The organism is Flavobacterium sedimenticola, from assembly GCF_030053345.1.
Taxonomy (GTDB): domain Bacteria; phylum Bacteroidota; class Bacteroidia; order Flavobacteriales; family Flavobacteriaceae; genus Flavobacterium; species Flavobacterium sedimenticola.
In genome coordinates this window covers 31,857-48,585 of record NZ_JASGBP010000011.1, presented here as the reverse complement: position 1 = coordinate 48,585, position 16,729 = coordinate 31,857, and the positions used below count along the sequence as shown (strand labels likewise).

The window sequence follows — 16,729 nt, the reverse complement described above, 5'->3', positions numbered from 1 at the left end:
GTTCAATAAGCCTTTAGGTGGATTTTAATACGGAATCTTCAGGGAAACTGAGGTTCCATTATTATTATTCTTTATTTCGAATTGCGCATTTATCTTTTCCATTCTTTGCCGGATATTTTTTAAACCATTGCCACCTAGACTTTTCTCATTACCGGGGTTTATGCCTTTACCATCGTCTTGAATGGTAATATTTATGTAGTTGTTCTTTTGGATTTTTATGGCCACATTTTTAGCTTCGGCATGTTTCACAATGTTATGCAAACATTCTTTCACAGACAAGAAAATATGCCTTCTGGTTTCCCCTATAATTTTAAAGTTCATCTCCTCGTCCGGGAAAGTAAAAGTTACATTTAAATTATTACTTTCACAGTATTCTTGAGCATACAACTTGATGTAAGAGAGTAATTCTTCCCAACTGTTGTTCTCTTCTTTCATAGCCCAAATAATTTCACTCATGCTTTCCACCAACTCAGTAGACGTATTTTTTATCCCCGATAGCAGCGATTTATTGTCTTCTTTCTGTAGAGCCATTTGACTCAAATATGTAATTTTGGTCAAACCACTTCCTAAATCATCATGCATATCTTTAGCAATTCTTTTGCGTTCCTCTTCAATCAGTTTTTGCTTTTCAATTTCATTTTGTTGTTTTTCTAACTTTCTGTCAAAATAAGAAGAAACGATTCGGAACATCAAAAAAAGTAATCCTACAGTTAATAAAGTAAAAAACCACCAGGTTTCATACCAATAGTTTGCTATGGTAAAAGGTAACGGATTTGCTAGATAAATCCAATCTTTACTGCCTTTGCTGCGAACCCTGGCATTAAATGTATAGGTTCCGGCTTCTAATCTTTGAAAAAGTACCGTTCTGGTTGCGTTTAAATTGTACCATTTTTTGTTGAGCCCGTCTAGTTTATAACTGTATTCGAGATTTTTCCCGTTTTCAATATCGACCGCCACCATTTTAAACTCCATATTGTTTTCATCCGGTTGAAAATGAAGCGGCTTTGAATAAAAATCTGTTATCTTTCTGTCATTTACAATCAAATAATCGAGATAAAGGTTTGTTTTATTCTTTTTACTTTTTAATATCTCATCAGGATTAAAGTAATATAAATTGTTGATGGCACCAATCCACATTGTTTGTGTTTTAGGGTTTCTCTTTAAAACATTATAATTTACCGGATTATCAAAAAAACCATCCCAAATATCCATCAAAAAGAAGCGTTCCGTTTTGGGATCCAAACAACCAATGCCTTCGTTGCTCAACATCCAAACCCGACCACGATGATCCAGCTCGATATCGTTAATGATATTTGTATTCAATCCGTTGGCCAAAGAATATTGCTTTACCGCGTTGGTTTTAGGGTTAAATTTAATAATACCGCCGCCTTCAAAAGATGCCCAAATGATATTATCTTCAGCAATCTCTAAGCCTGTTACTCCGCCAAAGATGGGCATGTTGGTTCCATTTTGGCGGTTAAAATCAATCTCTTTAAAACGATTGGTTTTATAATTCCACTGCAGAAGCAACTCCGAACGATTTACACCAAACCATAAATTTTTATCGGAGTCTTCAACGGCCAAAGCATAATAGGAGGATTTAAACAAAGGCTTCCCGTTTTTATCTTTATAATAGGTAATGACTTCATTGGAATTGGCTTTTCTACGAACAAAACCTCCACCGGCATTACCGCTGTACCAAACATCGCCATTGGAGTGTTGGTAGGCCAAAGTCACTAAATCCGTCTTAGCGTAAATCGTCTTCAAAAAATGGGTTTGTTCAATCGTGTTGGTGTTCGGAAAATAGGTTTCGACCTCTTTCACAGCATTATGACCGGTTATGACAATCTTGTCATCAAAATTATACAATCCCCATACCTTGGTTCGGCAGTTAACGGGAATTGCTTTGTTGTTTTCAGGGTTTACAGACAATACTTGGTTGAGATAATCCCCAACGAAAACGGTATGGTTTCCAAACGCTATTGTGTTAAAAAAGTAATCGTGATTTCCGGTAAAGGAAATTTTATTGACTTTGGAGTTAAGCTTGTTTTTATAAACACTGATTCCTTGGTTGGTTCCAATCCATACATTGCTGTTTCTGTCCAAAAACAATGATGTTATTATGTTTGCTTTTAATGATAAATCATTTTCTTTTTGGTGCCGGATTATCCTATTTTGTCCTTTTTTAAACAAATTGATTCCTGCATGTGTCCCTATCCAAATACTTCCGTCTTTATCTTTTAAATAGGCAATGATATTTGTGGATGAAATGTGTTTGTTGGGGAGTCCTTTGTTGTAATGCACCAATAATCTTCCTTGAAAATCAAAAACATACAGTCCGGTAAAATAATCGTTGATGTAAATTTTTCGTTCCTTTTCATCTATGTATTTTAATTCAAACAAATCAAAGTTTTCATCTTTATACTTTCTCATGTTTAATGGAAACGGTCTTAATTTATGAGTGGTTAAATCGTACTCATAGTAATCGAAGCAATTACCGACCAAAAGTTGGCTTTCAGACAGCCTACGGACAAAAATATTATTGTAAATTTTTCCTTCTATTTTAATTTCAGCTGTTTTTTTTAGTTTTCCATCGGTTAAGATAAAACGGTTGACGGCATTAAAGGCATACAAATCCTCACTTAGCTTTGTAATGTCAACAATTTCAATATTGGCAAAATCTTTTAGAGGGAGTAGCTGGTTAGCAGCACTATTCAAAACATTCAACCTATTGTTCTTAACAAGCAAAATAAGATTGTTCCCTATCGCATGGAGACAACTGTAATTTCCGCTGTCAAAAATATTTTGAAATTCGGCACCGTCAAATCGACTCAAACCTTCTTTGGTTCCAATCCAGATAAAGCCCTTTTGATCTTCCGTTATAGCGGTCACATTGTTATTGCATAGTCCGTTACGAGTGTCGTAATTTTTAAAAACAAACTCCTCAGACTGCGCTTTTAGTGCAACTGTAATACATAGAAACAATACAGAGAAGAGAGTTTTTCTTAACATTTTAGCGCCCCAACATTTTATTAATGGCTTCGGTTTTATTTTGTACTTGTAGCTTTTGATAAATATGATTTAAATGCCTTTTCACTGTACTGAAAGAGATGTTGAGTTTGTCTGCAATTTCTTTGTACAAGAACCCTTTACTCAACAATTCTAACACTTCTTTTTCACGCTTGGAAATCAATTCATCCACCGAAGTGTTCGTTTGCGAAAAAGTATTCAATACTTTGCGTGCAATCTTGGGCGACATCGGACTTCCGCCTTCATACAGTTCAACTACCGATTCAATGATTTTATCGGGCGCCGTATTCTTGAGAATGTAACCCGAAGCACCTGCCTTTAAAGCTTCGAAAACCTGATCGTTGTCTTCGTAAATGGTAAACATGATGAACTGCATTTTATCATTTAGCTTTTTGATTTCCTGCACACAATCGATACCGCTTTTTCCCGGTAAATTGATATCGGCAATGACAATATCGGGTTTAAGATGAGGCAGTTGAACAATAGCGCTTTCTGCCGTAGTAAAGCAACTCAATAATTGAAAACGGGGTTCCCCTTCAATAATCGATTGCAATCCTTTTTGAATCTCTTCAATATCTTCTATAATACAAATGGTTATCATACTAAAAGTTTGAATAACAAAGTAAAGCTACATTTTTTGATAAAGCAATGATACTTATGGGGGATTTATTTGCTAAAGCTTTGGCATTTTCAAAACCCGGAATAAGTCATAAAAAAGTCTTAAATCCCTAAATAAATGCTCTTGAAATCTATTTATTTACGCTACTTTTGTAACGCTTAAAAAAAAACAATTCCACCTCATGGAAAAAAAAATATTCTCCTTTTTGTTCTCCACAAGATTAATGGCTGTTTTGTTTCTGGGTTTTGCCGTAGCTATGGCTGCCGGAACATTTATCGAAAGTAAATACAATACCGATACAGCCCGAATTTGGGTATATAATGCTTGGTGGTTTGAAGCGATTATGTTGTTTTTCATGATTAATTTCTTCGGCAATATCAAACGTTACCAATTGTATAAAAAAGAGAAATGGGCGACTTTATTGTTGCATTTATCGTTTATTTTTATCATCGCCGGTGCTTTCATCACACGATACATCAGTTATGAAGGGGTGATGCCCATTCGAGAAGGCGCCAGTTCGAATCAGATTTATTCCGAGAAATGTCATTTAGCGGTTTATGTAGATGGTATGTACAATGGGCAGGTTATGCGTCGCACATTCGATAAACCGATGTTACTTTCTCCCGTGGCTGACAATTATTTTGCCATCCGAGAAAAATTTGATCAAATTCCGTTTGAGATTGTGTACAAAGATTTTATACTCGATGCTAAAGAAACCATTCAGTCCGATGATAAAGGGGATGTCTATCTGAAATTAGTAGAATCGGGCGATGGAACACGTCACGAACACATGCTCAAATCGGGTGAAGTGCAAAACATTCACAATGTATTGTTTGCCATCGATAAGCCTACGCAAGGCGCCATCAATATCGATACTAAAAACAATACGATTTCTTCGCCTTTTGAGGGACAGTTTATGCGCATGGCCGATAAAATGCAAGGGAGTGTAGCTAAAAATGTGGTACAACCGTTGCAGTATCGCTCGCTTTATAACATCGGCGGAAGCCAGTTTGTGATTCCGGAGTTGCCCAAAAAAGGAAGTAAAACCTACACATCAAGCGGTGATTTTAAAGCCAAAAAAGGAGACGATGTGCTGATGTTGACCATAAAATCGGGTGGAAAAGAACAAGAAGTGGCTTTGATTGGCTCCAAAGGCCGACAAGGTGAGCCTAAGGCGGTTAAAGTAGGTGACTTGGAATTTACCTTAAGCTACGGCAGTAAAATTTACACCGTTCCGTTCAGCGTGAAGCTCAATGATTTTATTGCCAAAAAATATCCGGGAACTGAAAAGAGCTTTTCTTCGTTTGAAAGTAAAGTAACGGTTTATGACGGTACTACCAATTTTGATGCGCATATATACATGAATCATATTTTAGATTACAAAGGCTATCGTTTCTTCCAAGCCTCATTTGATGATGATGAAAAAGGAACCGTGCTATCCGTCAACCATGATTTTTGGGGGACAACCATTACCTACATTGGCTACTTTTTATTGTTCTTCAGTATGATGGCTATTTTGTTTGTAAAAAATACCCGTTTTGCCGATTTAAAGCGAAAGCTTGAAAATGTAAAGCGCAAAAAAGAAAAACTAATGCTCTTGTTGGCAGTTTCATTTTCGTTGAACGGAATGGCGCAAAATCACAGCCATCAATCGTCTAACATCAATTACATCGATTCAATTCTGCATTACAAAGTGCCCGAGAAACAAGCGGCCGCTTTCGGACGCTTGGTAATTCAGGATGCGGGCGGACGTATGAAACCGGTGAATACTTTTTCATCTGAATTATTGAGAAAAGTGAGCCATAGTGACACCTATCACGGTATGAATTCCGACCAGGTATTGCTGTCGATGAAGCAATTTCCGTTTGCGTGGATTGAAGTGCCGATTATTTACGTGAAAGGCGGTAACGACAGTATTCGCAAAATAGTAGGAGTAGAGCCGGATGCCAAATACATTCCGTTTAAAAAATTCTTCGACGAAAAAGGAAATTACAAATTAGGACCGTATTTAGAAGAAGCTTACAAAGCGGCTAATCCGAATCAGTTTGAAAAAGATTTTGTGGAAACCGACAAAAAAATCAACCTGATGAACAGTGCGCTATTCGGCAGTATCTTAAAAATTTATCCGGTACCGAAAGACGCCAACAACAAATGGGTTTCCAATATTGAAATCAGTCATACCACCGGTACGGTTTTGGACACCATCAAAAATGCGTTTCCGTATTATCTCGAATCCTTAGCCGCTGCCCAAAAAACTAAAAATTATACCATGGCCAATACGTTGCTCAATGGTATGATAAAATACCAAAAGACATATGGTAAAGCGGTAATGCCGACTGATGCCAAAATTGATGCTGAAATCCTGTATAACAAATGGAACATCTTTCAGCGTTTACCGTATTGGTATTTAGGGTTGGCCGCATTAATGATGTTGTTTACCATTATCCGAATTTTTAAAGAACGAAAATGGCTGTCCATTACCGTTAACGTTTTCCACGTTGGTATCGGATTACTGTTTCTGCTGCATACCGGAGGGTTAATTGCCCGATGGTATATTTCGGGTCATGCGCCTTGGAGTAATGCTTACGAAAGTATTATTTATGTGGCTTGGGCTACGATGTTTTTCGGATTGGCTTTTGATAAAAAATCCAAGCTTACCGTAGCGTCATCGGCTTTTGTCACGGCCATGATTTTAACGGCGGCTTATGCCAACTGGATTGACCCTGAAATTGCCAACTTACAGCCGGTTTTAAATTCGTATTGGCTTATGATTCACGTGGCGGTAATTGTAGCCAGTTACGGTCCGTTTGCCTTAGGAATGATACTCGGATTTGTATCGTTACTACTCATCCTGTTTACCACCAAAAACAACAAAGCCAAAATGGAGCTCAACATCAAAGAGATTACCTATATCAACGAAATGGCTTTAACCGTCGGATTGGTCATGCTGACTATAGGAAACTTTTTAGGCGGTCAATGGGCCAATGAAAGTTGGGGCAGGTACTGGGGCTGGGATCCGAAAGAAACTTGGGCGCTAATCAGTATTATGGTGTATGCTTTTGTTATTCACGCCCGATTTGTGCCGGCGTTGCGCAACAAATGGATTTTTAATTTGATGGCGATGTACGCTTTTGTTTCCATTTTGTTTACGTATTACGGGGTGAATTTCCACTTGGTCGGATTGCACTCCTACGCCAGCGGTGAAGCGAAATCGCTGAGTTGGATTTGGATGACATTAGGCGGTATGACGTTGATGGGGGCTTTAGCGTATCCGAGCTATCGCAAACATTATAAAAGAAAATAAATAAAAAAGGTTCACTAATCAGTGAACCTTTTTTTATGTAACAATGTACAATTATACTTTTCCTAAGGTGTAGAGTTTCTCCAATGTTGGCGACGGACTTCCTCCCGCCGGTTCTAAGGTAATTCCGAAGGCTTCCGCTCCGGCATTGTGGTCTACTTTGAAAATCGAACGATCAGCCGTAAAATTCTCCAACAAACCGATACTGGTTGGCGTAAGCGGATTTAATTTCAAGGCCCAAACCTGATACACCATGCCTTCCGGTGGTTCCGGTAAGCCCGAAGCATCTACGTACACCACCTGCTGTTCCTGATTCCAATAGACTTTGGCAGAAGCTGAAGGATCAATGGCTTGTCCGCCTAACGGAATCGCTTTGGTCTGCGCGTCTCTGATGACACTTAATATGGTATTCGTTTCTTTGTTTTGGGTTTCCAATTCCACTACCGTTTGTTGTAGTTTGTTTTTCTCGAGCTGAATATTTTTAATTTCTGTCTTGTTTTCATTCAGGGCCGAATATTGGTAACCAATACCGATTAACAACGCAATCGAAGCCGCCCAACCGATATAATTGGTCCATTTGGTTTTGGCTTTAAGGGTCACTACTTTCCCGTGTTTGAGTTCTAATTGCGCTTTAATTTTTTCAAACTGGCTGTGCGACAAGAACGGAGAAAAACTGCTGGAGAGATTAATAATAGCCTTCTCAATAGCGATAATTTCGGCTTTTATTTCCGGATTTCGATTGGCCATAGCATTGACTTCATCGTTTTCTGCTTCAGTCAATAAACCGTAAACATACAACTCGAGTACGCCTGATTCTATATATTCTTTTGCTTCCATCACACTTTTAAAAAATTTCGTAGGTCATTCATGCATAATCGATTTTGGGTTTTCACAGTACCCAAGGGAATGGCTAATTCATCGGATGCTTCTTGTTGGGTATAGCCTTTGAAGAAAAGCAGGTCGATAATTTGGACACATTTCGGTTTTAGTTTTTTGACAAATTCTAAAATTCCAATGGTATCAATGCGGTTCACCAATTTGTTACTGTCGTCTAACAGATGTACGAAATTATCAGAGGACAGGTTTTTTTGGCTGTTGTTAAAACCTTTAGAGCGCAACTTGTCGATAGCCGTGTTCCGGGTAATGTTGAGCATCCACGTGTACAATCGTCCTTTGCTTTGATTGTAGGTTTCGATGTTTTTCCAAATCTTAACAAATACTTCCTGAAGTACATCTTCGGCTTCTTCGCGATCTTTGATTAAATTGGAAATCACACTAAACAGACTCTTCGAATACATATCGTAGAGCATGGTAAAAGCCCGTTCTTCCTTCCTTAGAAGCAAGGGCAATAATTCTTCTTGTGTCATACCTAATTTTTATTTGCCTTAAAAATAACAAAACTTATTTCAAATACAACATCATTCCAGTAATTAGTGTTGTGATAAACAAACCTTTTCTCTTTTTTTATCGTAAATAAATCCGGGAAGTTCAATTATGATTTCCTTGGTTTTTGTTTTGGTAATGGAAATAATTACTTTCCGTTATGTTTGTTTTAAGCCCGTTGAATTCTTTCATCGGGCTTTTATCAATTAGTAAAACTTTAGGAATTGTATAACATCCGAATGTGTAATATTGATTAATTTTATAAAAAATAAAAACCATGAAAAAATTATTAATCGCTAGCTGCAGCGTCATGTCATTGTGGAGTTGTCAAAACAATGCTCAAAACAAGACGGTGGCAGCAACCACAACATCCAATACTGCTATGAATACTACTGTTAGTGCCGAAACGGTTTATCAATTTAAAGTACAAGACTTGTACGGTAAAACGTTTGATTTTGCATCTCTTAAAGGAAAAAAAGTGCTGATTGTTAATACAGCATCCGAATGCGGCTTAACTCCGCAATACAAAGACTTAGAAGCCTTATATCAAAAGTACAAGGATAAAAATTTTGTAATTATCGGTTTTCCGGCCAATAATTTTGGCGGGCAAGAACCGGGAACCAATGAACAAATTGCGAAATTCTGTCAAATGAATTACGGCGTTTCATTTCCCATGATGGGGAAAAGCTCCGTTAAAGGGAACGACATGAATGAGGTATATCAATTCTTAACTCAAAAAAAACGAAACGGTCTTCAAGACAGCGACGTAGAATGGAATTTTCAAAAATATCTAATCAATGAGCAAGGCCATCTGGTAAAAGTATTATCGCCAAGAGTTTTGCCTACCGATAATGAGATAGTCGACTGGATAAATAACAAATAATTTTTTAATCAACGAAAGAAAACCTGACCATGCATTTTGTCAGGTTTTTTTTTTGAATACTATCGACGAACGTCACGGGTGTAGTGATTTAAAGAGTTTTTTTTCCGTTCAACGATTTTACATGCAATAGTCAATTAATGTTAATAGCTTTGGTTTGTCAAAGATCAACTACCACAATGATTATTATATGAAAAACATATTCAACCCGGTTTACAGAGAGGATTATTTTGAAGGTTATTCATCTGGACTCAATCCGTATCTGAAATGTACCCAAAATAAGAGTGAAGCCTATAATTTCGGATTTGAACAAGGACGATTGGATTATGAAAGGATGAACGGAAAAGTCGCCTATGGCATTCCGCAACTGATTGTAACCAACAAAGTATTGGAAGATTTTCTACTGGCAGGAATGCTGGGAATGGACATCGATTCCGACGGTTATACCGCATTTCAAATTGATGTTATCCAGAAATGGTACCAAAGCGGTGTCGAAAAATACGACCCGAGTCAGAGCAGCTATTTATTGGCTATTTTGGAAGAAAACGGCATCGAATTGGCCTGATTTATACTCAAAAACCTGTAAGCACCGGCTTTCAGGTTTTTTTATTCCAACATCAACTGCATGATTTGAGAATGCAACCATCGCCCGAATTTAAAGCCAGTTTCTTTGAGTACGGCAACAGTGGTAAATCCAAACTGCTCATGAAAGGCAACACTACTTTGGTTTTCGGAATCAATCACCGCGATCATGGTGTGTAACTGTTGTTTTTTGGCTAAATCGATAAGATGTGCCATGATTTTTCTACCAATGCCTTTGCCGTGAAAATTTTTATCTACATAAACCGAATGCTCTACGGTAAACCGATAGGCTTCCCGAAAACGAAACTCACTGTAATAGCCGAAACCAACTGTTTTGTCATCAACAACAGCCACAATTACCGGAAATCCTTTTCGCAATTTATCTTCAAAAATGGCACGTTGTTGTTCCAAGGTTCGGGGCTGATAATCATACAAAGCGGTTGAATGTAAAATGTTGTCGTTGATGATTTCAACTATGGCCGGAAGGTCGGCTACAGTATACGGTTTGATTGTTATTTCCATGCAATAAAAGTAGGTATAAGTATTGAAAAAACAGCACTTCTTTGTACATTTGTAGTTCCTAATACACAAGAATGATTTATCCCAAAATACCCTTGGCACAGAGCATTATAGAAATTTGCGATGCTAAAGGAGTTCACGATATCGTTATTTCACCCGGTTCCAGAAATGCCCCTTTGACGATTGGATTCGCCAATAACCCCAATTTCAATTGTTACAGTATCGCCGACGAACGTTGTGCGGCGTTTTTTGCCTTGGGTATGGCCCAACAAAAGAAAAAACCGGTAGCGGTGGTTTGCACCTCGGGATCCGCGGTGCTCAATTACTATCCGGCCTTTGCGGAAGCGTTTTACAGTCAGATTCCCTTAGTGGTTATTTCGGCCGACCGACCGCTGGAAAAGATTGATATCGGTGACGGACAAACCATACGTCAGGAAAACGTATTCCTCAATCATTCGCTTTATAATGCTAATTTAACCGAAGAAGCTTCCGAAGAAAACGATGTGTTTATCAATGAAGCGATTAACGTGGCTATAGCACACAAAGGGCCGGTGCATATCAATGCCCCTTTCGAGGAACCGTTATACGAAACGGTAAACAAACTCACGGTTGATGTTAACGTAACAAGTTTATTTAAACCGCACAGAACGGTTAGAGTAGAAGACATCATCGCGTTTTCTACGTTGTGGAATCACAGTCAGAAAATATTAATCTTGGTGGGTGAATTAGCACCCAATACCATCGAACAAAAATGGATTGATTTGTTAGCCGAATTGCCTTCGGTAGTCATCATGACCGAAACGACCTCGAATTTGCATCATCCGACAGTAATCAATACCATAGATACCTTAATCACGCCATTTTCAGCGAAAGAATTTACCGAGTTACAGCCTCGTATTTTAGTGACTTTTGGGGGAATGATTGTCTCCAAACGAATCAAAGCGTTCCTCAGAAAATACAAACCCAGACACCATTGGCATATCGACGAACTCAGAGCATACGATACATTCGGAATGCTGACCAAACATTTTCATGTGACACCGAATCAGTTTTTTTCGCAGTTTTTACCTTTTGTCAAAACTGTAGAAAGTGATTATAAAAGAACCTTCGCCACACTGCTTCGCAATCGCAAGGACAGTCATAAAAAATATATGGCACAACTTTCGTTTTGCGATTTAAAAGCGTTTGAAGTCATTCTTTCGGATTTGCCGCCAAACATTCAGTTGCAAGTGAGTAACAGTGCGGCCATTCGGTACACGCAATTATTTGATATCGATGCCTCCATTCAGGTTTTTTGCAACAGAGGGACCAGCGGTATCGACGGCAGTACCTCCACAGCCATTGGCGCAGCGGTAGCTAATTCGCGACCCACCGTTTTAATAACCGGCGATGTTGGTTTTTTGTATGACAGTAATGCCTTGTGGAATAATTACATTCCCAAGAATTTTAAGATAATCCTGATTAACAACGGCGGCGGCGGTATTTTTAGGATTTTGCCGGGTCATCAGGAAAACGAAACCTTTCATACGTACTTTGAAACTTCACACTGTCTGACTGCCGAACACCTGGCCAAGATGTATCGATTGGAGTATGTTACAGCTCATGACCATGAAACGTTAGCGCAATCGTTGAAACATTTTTTCACGATAAGCGACCAACCGGCAATTTTGGAAGTGTTTACGCCAACCCGCGAGAATGATTTGCGCTTGAAGGAATATTTTAAAGCTTTGGCGTAAATTCATATCTTTATAAAAATTAAAAAATCTGTGAGTCAAACCAATAAGTTAAAAATTTTCAACGATCCGATTTATGGCTTTATCACCATTCCGAATTCGTTGGTATACGATTTAATTCAGCATCCTTATTTTCAACGGTTACGACGTATTTCGCAAATGGGATTGTCGTATTTGGTTTATCCGGGTGCGCACCACACTCGTTTTCATCATGCCTTGGGCGCCATGCACATGATGCAAAAAGCGATTGAAGTATTGCGATTTAAAGAAGTGGCCATTTCTAAAGAAGAGGAAAATGCGCTCTACATTGCCATCTTGTTGCACGACATCGGACACGGGCCGTTTTCCCATGCCATGGAGCATAGTATTGTAGAAGAAGTGAACCACGAGGCCATTTCTTTGTTGTTTATGAATCAACTCAATAGGGAATTTGACGGACAATTACAATTGGCGATTCAAATTTTTAAAGGCGAGTACCATCGAAAGTTTATGCTGCAACTGATATCAAGCCAGTTAGACATGGATCGTATGGATTATCTGAAGCGCGACAGTTTTTACTCGGGCGTTGCCGAAGGCAATATCAATTCGGATCGCTTAATTCAAATGATGAACGTGGTGGATGATGTATTGGTGATGGAAGAAAAAGGCATTTATTCTATCGAAAAATTCCTGATGGCACGCCGTTTAATGTACTGGCAAGCCTATTTACACAAAACCAGTTTGGTGGCAGAACTTACCTTAACCAAAGCCTTGCAACGCGCTAAAGAGCTATTGACCAAAGGGGTTGAAGTAGCCTGCAGTGCGCCGTTAAAATATTTTATGGTGCATAAAGTTACCTTGGAAAATTTCTCAACTTCCGATTTAGATACATTTGCACAACTAGATGATTTTGATATCATTAGCGCGCTTAAAGTTTGGCAACATCACGAGGATTTCATCCTAAGCAGTCTGAGCAAAATGATTATCCATCGCGACTTATCCAAAATAAAACTCAACAGCGAGAAATTTGCTCCGGAAGTATTACAGGAAATGAGTGCTGCCTTTGCCAAGGAACACAACATCACACTTCAGGAAACCAAATATTTTATCTTTAAAGGAAAGATTAAAAATCAGGCTTACAGCAAAGAGGCGGAGCCTATTCGAATTTTAAAGAAAGACAGAAGCATTGAAGATGTGGTAGAAGCTTCCGACCAGTTAAACCTGAGAGCTTTATCGAAACCGGTGACCAAGTACTTTATTTGTTTCCCAAAACAGTTGGGTGAAATTTAACAATAAATTTTTTTTTATATTTTTGTCTCGATGAAACAAGCTGTAAATATTATTATACTATCATACACCAAAACTTCCGGCGCGTTGCATCTTATAGAACAACACAAAATTACTGTAGCATAAGATGAAATTTACAGCCGCACAAATAGCAGGAATTCTGGATGGCGAAGTGGTGGGAAACCCGGATGCCGAAGTTTTCAAATTATCGAAAATTGAAGAAGGTACTGCGGGTTCTCTGACCTTTTTGGCTAACCCGAAATATGTAAACTACATTTATACTACAGAAGCGACCATCACTATAGTCAACGCTAATTTTGAACCGGAAAGCGAAATCAAAACCACACTCATTAAGGTGGAAGATGCCTATAAGTCGTTTTCAAAGTTGTTAGAATACTACAATCAGGTAAAATTGATGAAATCGGGTATCGAACAACCTTCGGTAATATCCGACAATGTAACGTATGGCGAAAATCTGTATTTGGGTAGTTTTTGTTATTTAGGTAAAAATGTCACCATCGGAGCCAATGTTAAAATCTATCCTAATACTTTTGTGGGCGATAATGTAACCATAGGCGATAACACTATCATTTTTGCCGGTGTTAAAATATACTCAGAATCTGTGATTGGCGCTCATTGCACATTACATTCCGGCGCTATTATCGGGTCAGATGGTTTTGGCTTTGCACCGCAAGAAGACGGAAGCTACAGCAAAGTACCGCAAATTGGAAATGTAATCCTTGAAGACTATGTTGACATAGGCGCTTGTACCACTATAGACCGAGCAACATTAGGTTCTACCATTATTCGCAAAGGTGTAAAACTTGATAATCATATCCAAATTGCTCACAATGTGGAGATTGGTGAGAATACGGTAATAGCGGCACAAACCGGTGTGGCAGGCTCAACCAAAATAGGCAGTAATTGCATGATTGGCGGCCAAGTGGGTTTTGCCGGCCATTTGACTATCGGGAACAATGTTCGCATTCAGGCGCAATCGGGCATCGGAAAGAACATCGCGGATGGCGAAACCATACAAGGTTCTCCTGCCTTTAATTACGGTGACTTCAGCAAGTCGTATGTGCATTTTAGGAACTTACCTAAAATTGTCGCTGATGTTGAAGACCTCAAAAAGAAACTAAATACAAACTAAACTAAAATTGCATACCAATGGTTAAACAAAAAACCATCAAAAACGAAATTTCGCTTACAGGCGTTGGATTACACACCGGAAAAGAAGTCAAAATGACCTTTAAACCGGCTCCCGTAAATAACGGCTATACTTTTGTTCGAGTTGATTTAGAAGGGAGCCCGATTATCGAGGCTGATGCCAATTATGTCGTGAACACACAACGGGGAACCAACTTAGAAAAGTTAGGCGTAAAAATCCAAACTTCAGAACACGTATTGGCAGCTTTTGTAGGCTGTGATGTAGATAACGTAATCATTGAGTTAAACGAATCGGAGCCGCCAATTATGGACGGTTCTTCAAAATACTTTGTGGAAGCCATTGAAAAAGCAGGTATCGTTGAGCAGGATGCGGAGCGAAAATATTACGTGGTGAAAGAAGTGATTTCTTTTGTGGATGAAAACACGGGCAGTGAAATTTTGGTAATGCCGGCCGATGATTATCAGGTAACCGCTATGGTCGATTTCGGTACGAAAGTGTTGGGGACTCAAAACGCCACCATGAAAAGCATTTCTGAATTCAAAACCGAAATAGCCGATTCCAGAACCTTCAGTTTCCTTCACGAATTGGAAACCTTATTGGATAACGGTTTAATCAAAGGAGGCGACTTAAACAACGCCATTGTTTATGTGGATAAAGAGATTTCGCCGAAAACATTTGAAAACCTCAAAGTAGCTTTTGGCAAAGATTCTATTTCGGTAAAACCAAACGGAATCCTCGATAATCTCACATTGCATTACCCGAATGAGGCTGCACGTCATAAATTATTGGATGTTGTGGGCGATTTGGCCTTAATCGGAACCCGAATCAAAGGAAAGGTAATTGCCAACAAACCCGGACATTATGTGAACACTCAGTTTGCCAAAAAAATGTCCAAAATCATCAAAATAGAACAAAAAAATCAGGTTCCGGTGTACGATTTACACAAAGAGCCTTTGATGGATGTCAATAAAATCATGGCCATGCTACCGCACCGACCGCCGTTTTTATTGGTTGACAAAATTTTGGAAATGTCAGACGAACACGTAGTCGGATTGAAAAATGTAACTATGAACGAAAGTTTCTTTGTGGGACATTTTCCGGGCGCACCGGTAATGCCGGGCGTTTTAATCGTGGAAGCCATGGCACAAACCGGGGGAATTTTAATTTTAAGTTCGGTGCCGGATCCCGAAAATTACCTGACCTATTTCATGAAAATTGACAATGTCAAATTCAAACATAAAGTCTTACCCGGCGATACGTTAGTCTTCAAATGTGATTTAATTTCACCTATACGAAGAGGTATTTGCCACATGCAAGCCAGTGCTTATGCGAACGGAAAGTTAGTCGCCGAAGCCGAATTGATGGCGCAAATTGCAAAGAAAAATTAGACGGCAACCTATTGTTAAAAATATAAAAGTAGTATATGAATCAACCGTTAGCATACGTACATCCCGGAGCGAAAATCGCTAAGAATGTCGTTATAGAGCCTTTTACCACCATCCACAACAATGTCGTTATTGGCGAAGGAACCTGGATTGGCTCTAATGTGACCATCATGGAAGGCGCCCGAATCGGGAAGAATTGCAATATTTTCCCCGGAGCTGTTATAGCCGCGGTGCCACAAGATTTAAAATTCGGAGGTGAAGAATCCTTAGCCATCATAGGCGACAATTCGACCATCAGAGAATGCGTAACCATCAACAGAGGAACTATCGCTTCCGGTCAAACCGTAATCGGTAAAAACTGTTTGGTTATGGCAACGGCGCACATCGCACACGATTGTCACATTGGCGATAATGCCATTATCGTAAATGGGGTAGCGTTAGCCGGACATGTGATTGTGGGGAATTACGCCATCATTGGCGGATTAGCCGCTATTCATCAGTTCATTCACATTGGCGATCACGCCATGATTTCCGGTGGTTCTTTGGTTCGTAAAGATGTACCGCCGTATACCAAAGCCGCTAAAGAACCGCTTTCGTATGTGGGAATTAATTCGGTAGGTTTAAGACGTCGCGGATTTACTTCTGAAAAAATCAGAGAAATTCAGGACATCTACCGCATACTATACCAAAAGAATTACAATACTTCGCAAGCCATGGCCATCATCGAAGGCGAAATGGAAGCCACACCGGAACGCGATGAAATTTTAGATTTTATCCGTAACTCGTCACGAGGAATTATGAAAGGGTATTCAGGCTCCTATTAAACCTTTTATCAAGACAGCAAATCACATAAATAAATA

At 39.1% G+C, this 16,729-nt stretch carries 13 protein-coding genes; 8 read left to right on the top strand and 5 right to left on the bottom strand.

Features of this window, described 5'->3' with window-relative positions; genetic code table 11:
- Positions 1 to 24: 24 nt before the first annotated feature.
- Entirely contained in the window at positions 25 to 3,012 is a 2,988-nt protein-coding gene (locus tag QHT84_RS13165; protein ID WP_283240037.1) for a ligand-binding sensor domain-containing protein, read from the bottom strand.
- Position 3,013: 1 nt separating this feature from the next.
- A complete protein-coding gene (locus tag QHT84_RS13160) occupies positions 3,014 to 3,631 on the bottom strand; it encodes a response regulator transcription factor (protein ID WP_283240036.1) in 618 nt (205 codons plus the stop codon).
- 199 nt (positions 3,632 to 3,830) lie between these two features.
- Between QHT84_RS13160 and ccsA the strand changes: the two genes are divergently transcribed.
- Positions 3,831 to 6,953 carry a cytochrome c biogenesis protein CcsA gene (gene ccsA / locus QHT84_RS13155; protein WP_283240035.1) on the top strand — a complete coding sequence of 1,041 codons (3,123 nt, stop codon included), beginning with the start codon at positions 3,831 to 3,833 and terminating at the stop codon, positions 6,951 to 6,953.
- Positions 6,954 to 7,004: 51 nt separating this feature from the next.
- Here the strand turns inward: ccsA and QHT84_RS13150 are convergent, their stop codons facing one another.
- Both QHT84_RS13150 and QHT84_RS13145 read right to left on the bottom strand, forming a co-directional pair.
- On the bottom strand, positions 7,005 to 7,787 hold the full coding sequence (locus QHT84_RS13150; RefSeq protein ID WP_283240034.1) for an anti-sigma factor: 783 nt from the start codon (positions 7,785 to 7,787) through the stop codon (positions 7,005 to 7,007).
- Complete coding sequence (locus tag QHT84_RS13145; RefSeq protein WP_283240033.1) at positions 7,787 to 8,317, bottom strand: RNA polymerase sigma factor; 531 nt, start codon at positions 8,315 to 8,317, stop codon at positions 7,787 to 7,789. The genes QHT84_RS13150 and QHT84_RS13145 overlap by 1 nt, the downstream gene beginning before the upstream one ends.
- A gap of 293 nt (positions 8,318 to 8,610) precedes the next feature.
- On the opposite strand from QHT84_RS13145, the gene QHT84_RS13140 reads away from it, so the two are divergent.
- Positions 8,611 to 9,216, top strand: coding sequence for a glutathione peroxidase (locus QHT84_RS13140; protein ID WP_283240032.1), 606 nt, complete (start codon positions 8,611 to 8,613; stop codon positions 9,214 to 9,216).
- Positions 9,217 to 9,403: 187 nt separating this feature from the next.
- Positions 9,404 to 9,778, top strand: coding sequence for a hypothetical protein (locus tag QHT84_RS13135; protein WP_283240031.1), 375 nt, complete (start codon positions 9,404 to 9,406; stop codon positions 9,776 to 9,778).
- Positions 9,779 to 9,819: 41 nt separating this feature from the next.
- Here the strand turns inward: QHT84_RS13135 and QHT84_RS13130 are convergent, their stop codons facing one another.
- Positions 9,820 to 10,317, bottom strand: coding sequence for a GNAT family N-acetyltransferase (locus QHT84_RS13130; RefSeq protein WP_283240030.1), 498 nt, complete (start codon positions 10,315 to 10,317; stop codon positions 9,820 to 9,822).
- A 71-nt stretch (positions 10,318 to 10,388) separates the two neighbouring features.
- On the opposite strand from QHT84_RS13130, the gene menD reads away from it, so the two are divergent.
- The 5 genes from menD (at position 10,389) to lpxA (ending at position 16,693) form a co-directional block, all read left to right on the top strand.
- Positions 10,389 to 12,050 carry a 2-succinyl-5-enolpyruvyl-6-hydroxy-3-cyclohexene-1-carboxylic-acid synthase gene (gene menD, locus QHT84_RS13125; protein ID WP_283240029.1) on the top strand — a complete coding sequence of 554 codons (1,662 nt, stop codon included), beginning with the start codon at positions 10,389 to 10,391 and terminating at the stop codon, positions 12,048 to 12,050.
- A 30-nt stretch (positions 12,051 to 12,080) separates the two neighbouring features.
- Positions 12,081 to 13,316: an HD domain-containing protein gene (locus QHT84_RS13120; protein WP_283240028.1), complete on the top strand. Its 1,236-nt coding sequence runs from the start codon at positions 12,081 to 12,083 to the stop codon at positions 13,314 to 13,316.
- A gap of 124 nt (positions 13,317 to 13,440) precedes the next feature.
- Positions 13,441 to 14,466: a UDP-3-O-(3-hydroxymyristoyl)glucosamine N-acyltransferase gene (lpxD, locus tag QHT84_RS13115; RefSeq protein ID WP_283240027.1), complete on the top strand. Its 1,026-nt coding sequence runs from the start codon at positions 13,441 to 13,443 to the stop codon at positions 14,464 to 14,466.
- A gap of 17 nt (positions 14,467 to 14,483) precedes the next feature.
- Positions 14,484 to 15,872, top strand: coding sequence for a bifunctional UDP-3-O-[3-hydroxymyristoyl] N-acetylglucosamine deacetylase/3-hydroxyacyl-ACP dehydratase (locus tag QHT84_RS13110; protein WP_283240026.1), 1,389 nt, complete (start codon positions 14,484 to 14,486; stop codon positions 15,870 to 15,872).
- Between the two features lie 35 nt (positions 15,873 to 15,907).
- Positions 15,908 to 16,693 carry an acyl-ACP--UDP-N-acetylglucosamine O-acyltransferase gene (gene lpxA / locus QHT84_RS13105; protein WP_283240025.1) on the top strand — a complete coding sequence of 262 codons (786 nt, stop codon included), beginning with the start codon at positions 15,908 to 15,910 and terminating at the stop codon, positions 16,691 to 16,693.
- Positions 16,694 to 16,729: the final 36 nt, after the last annotated feature.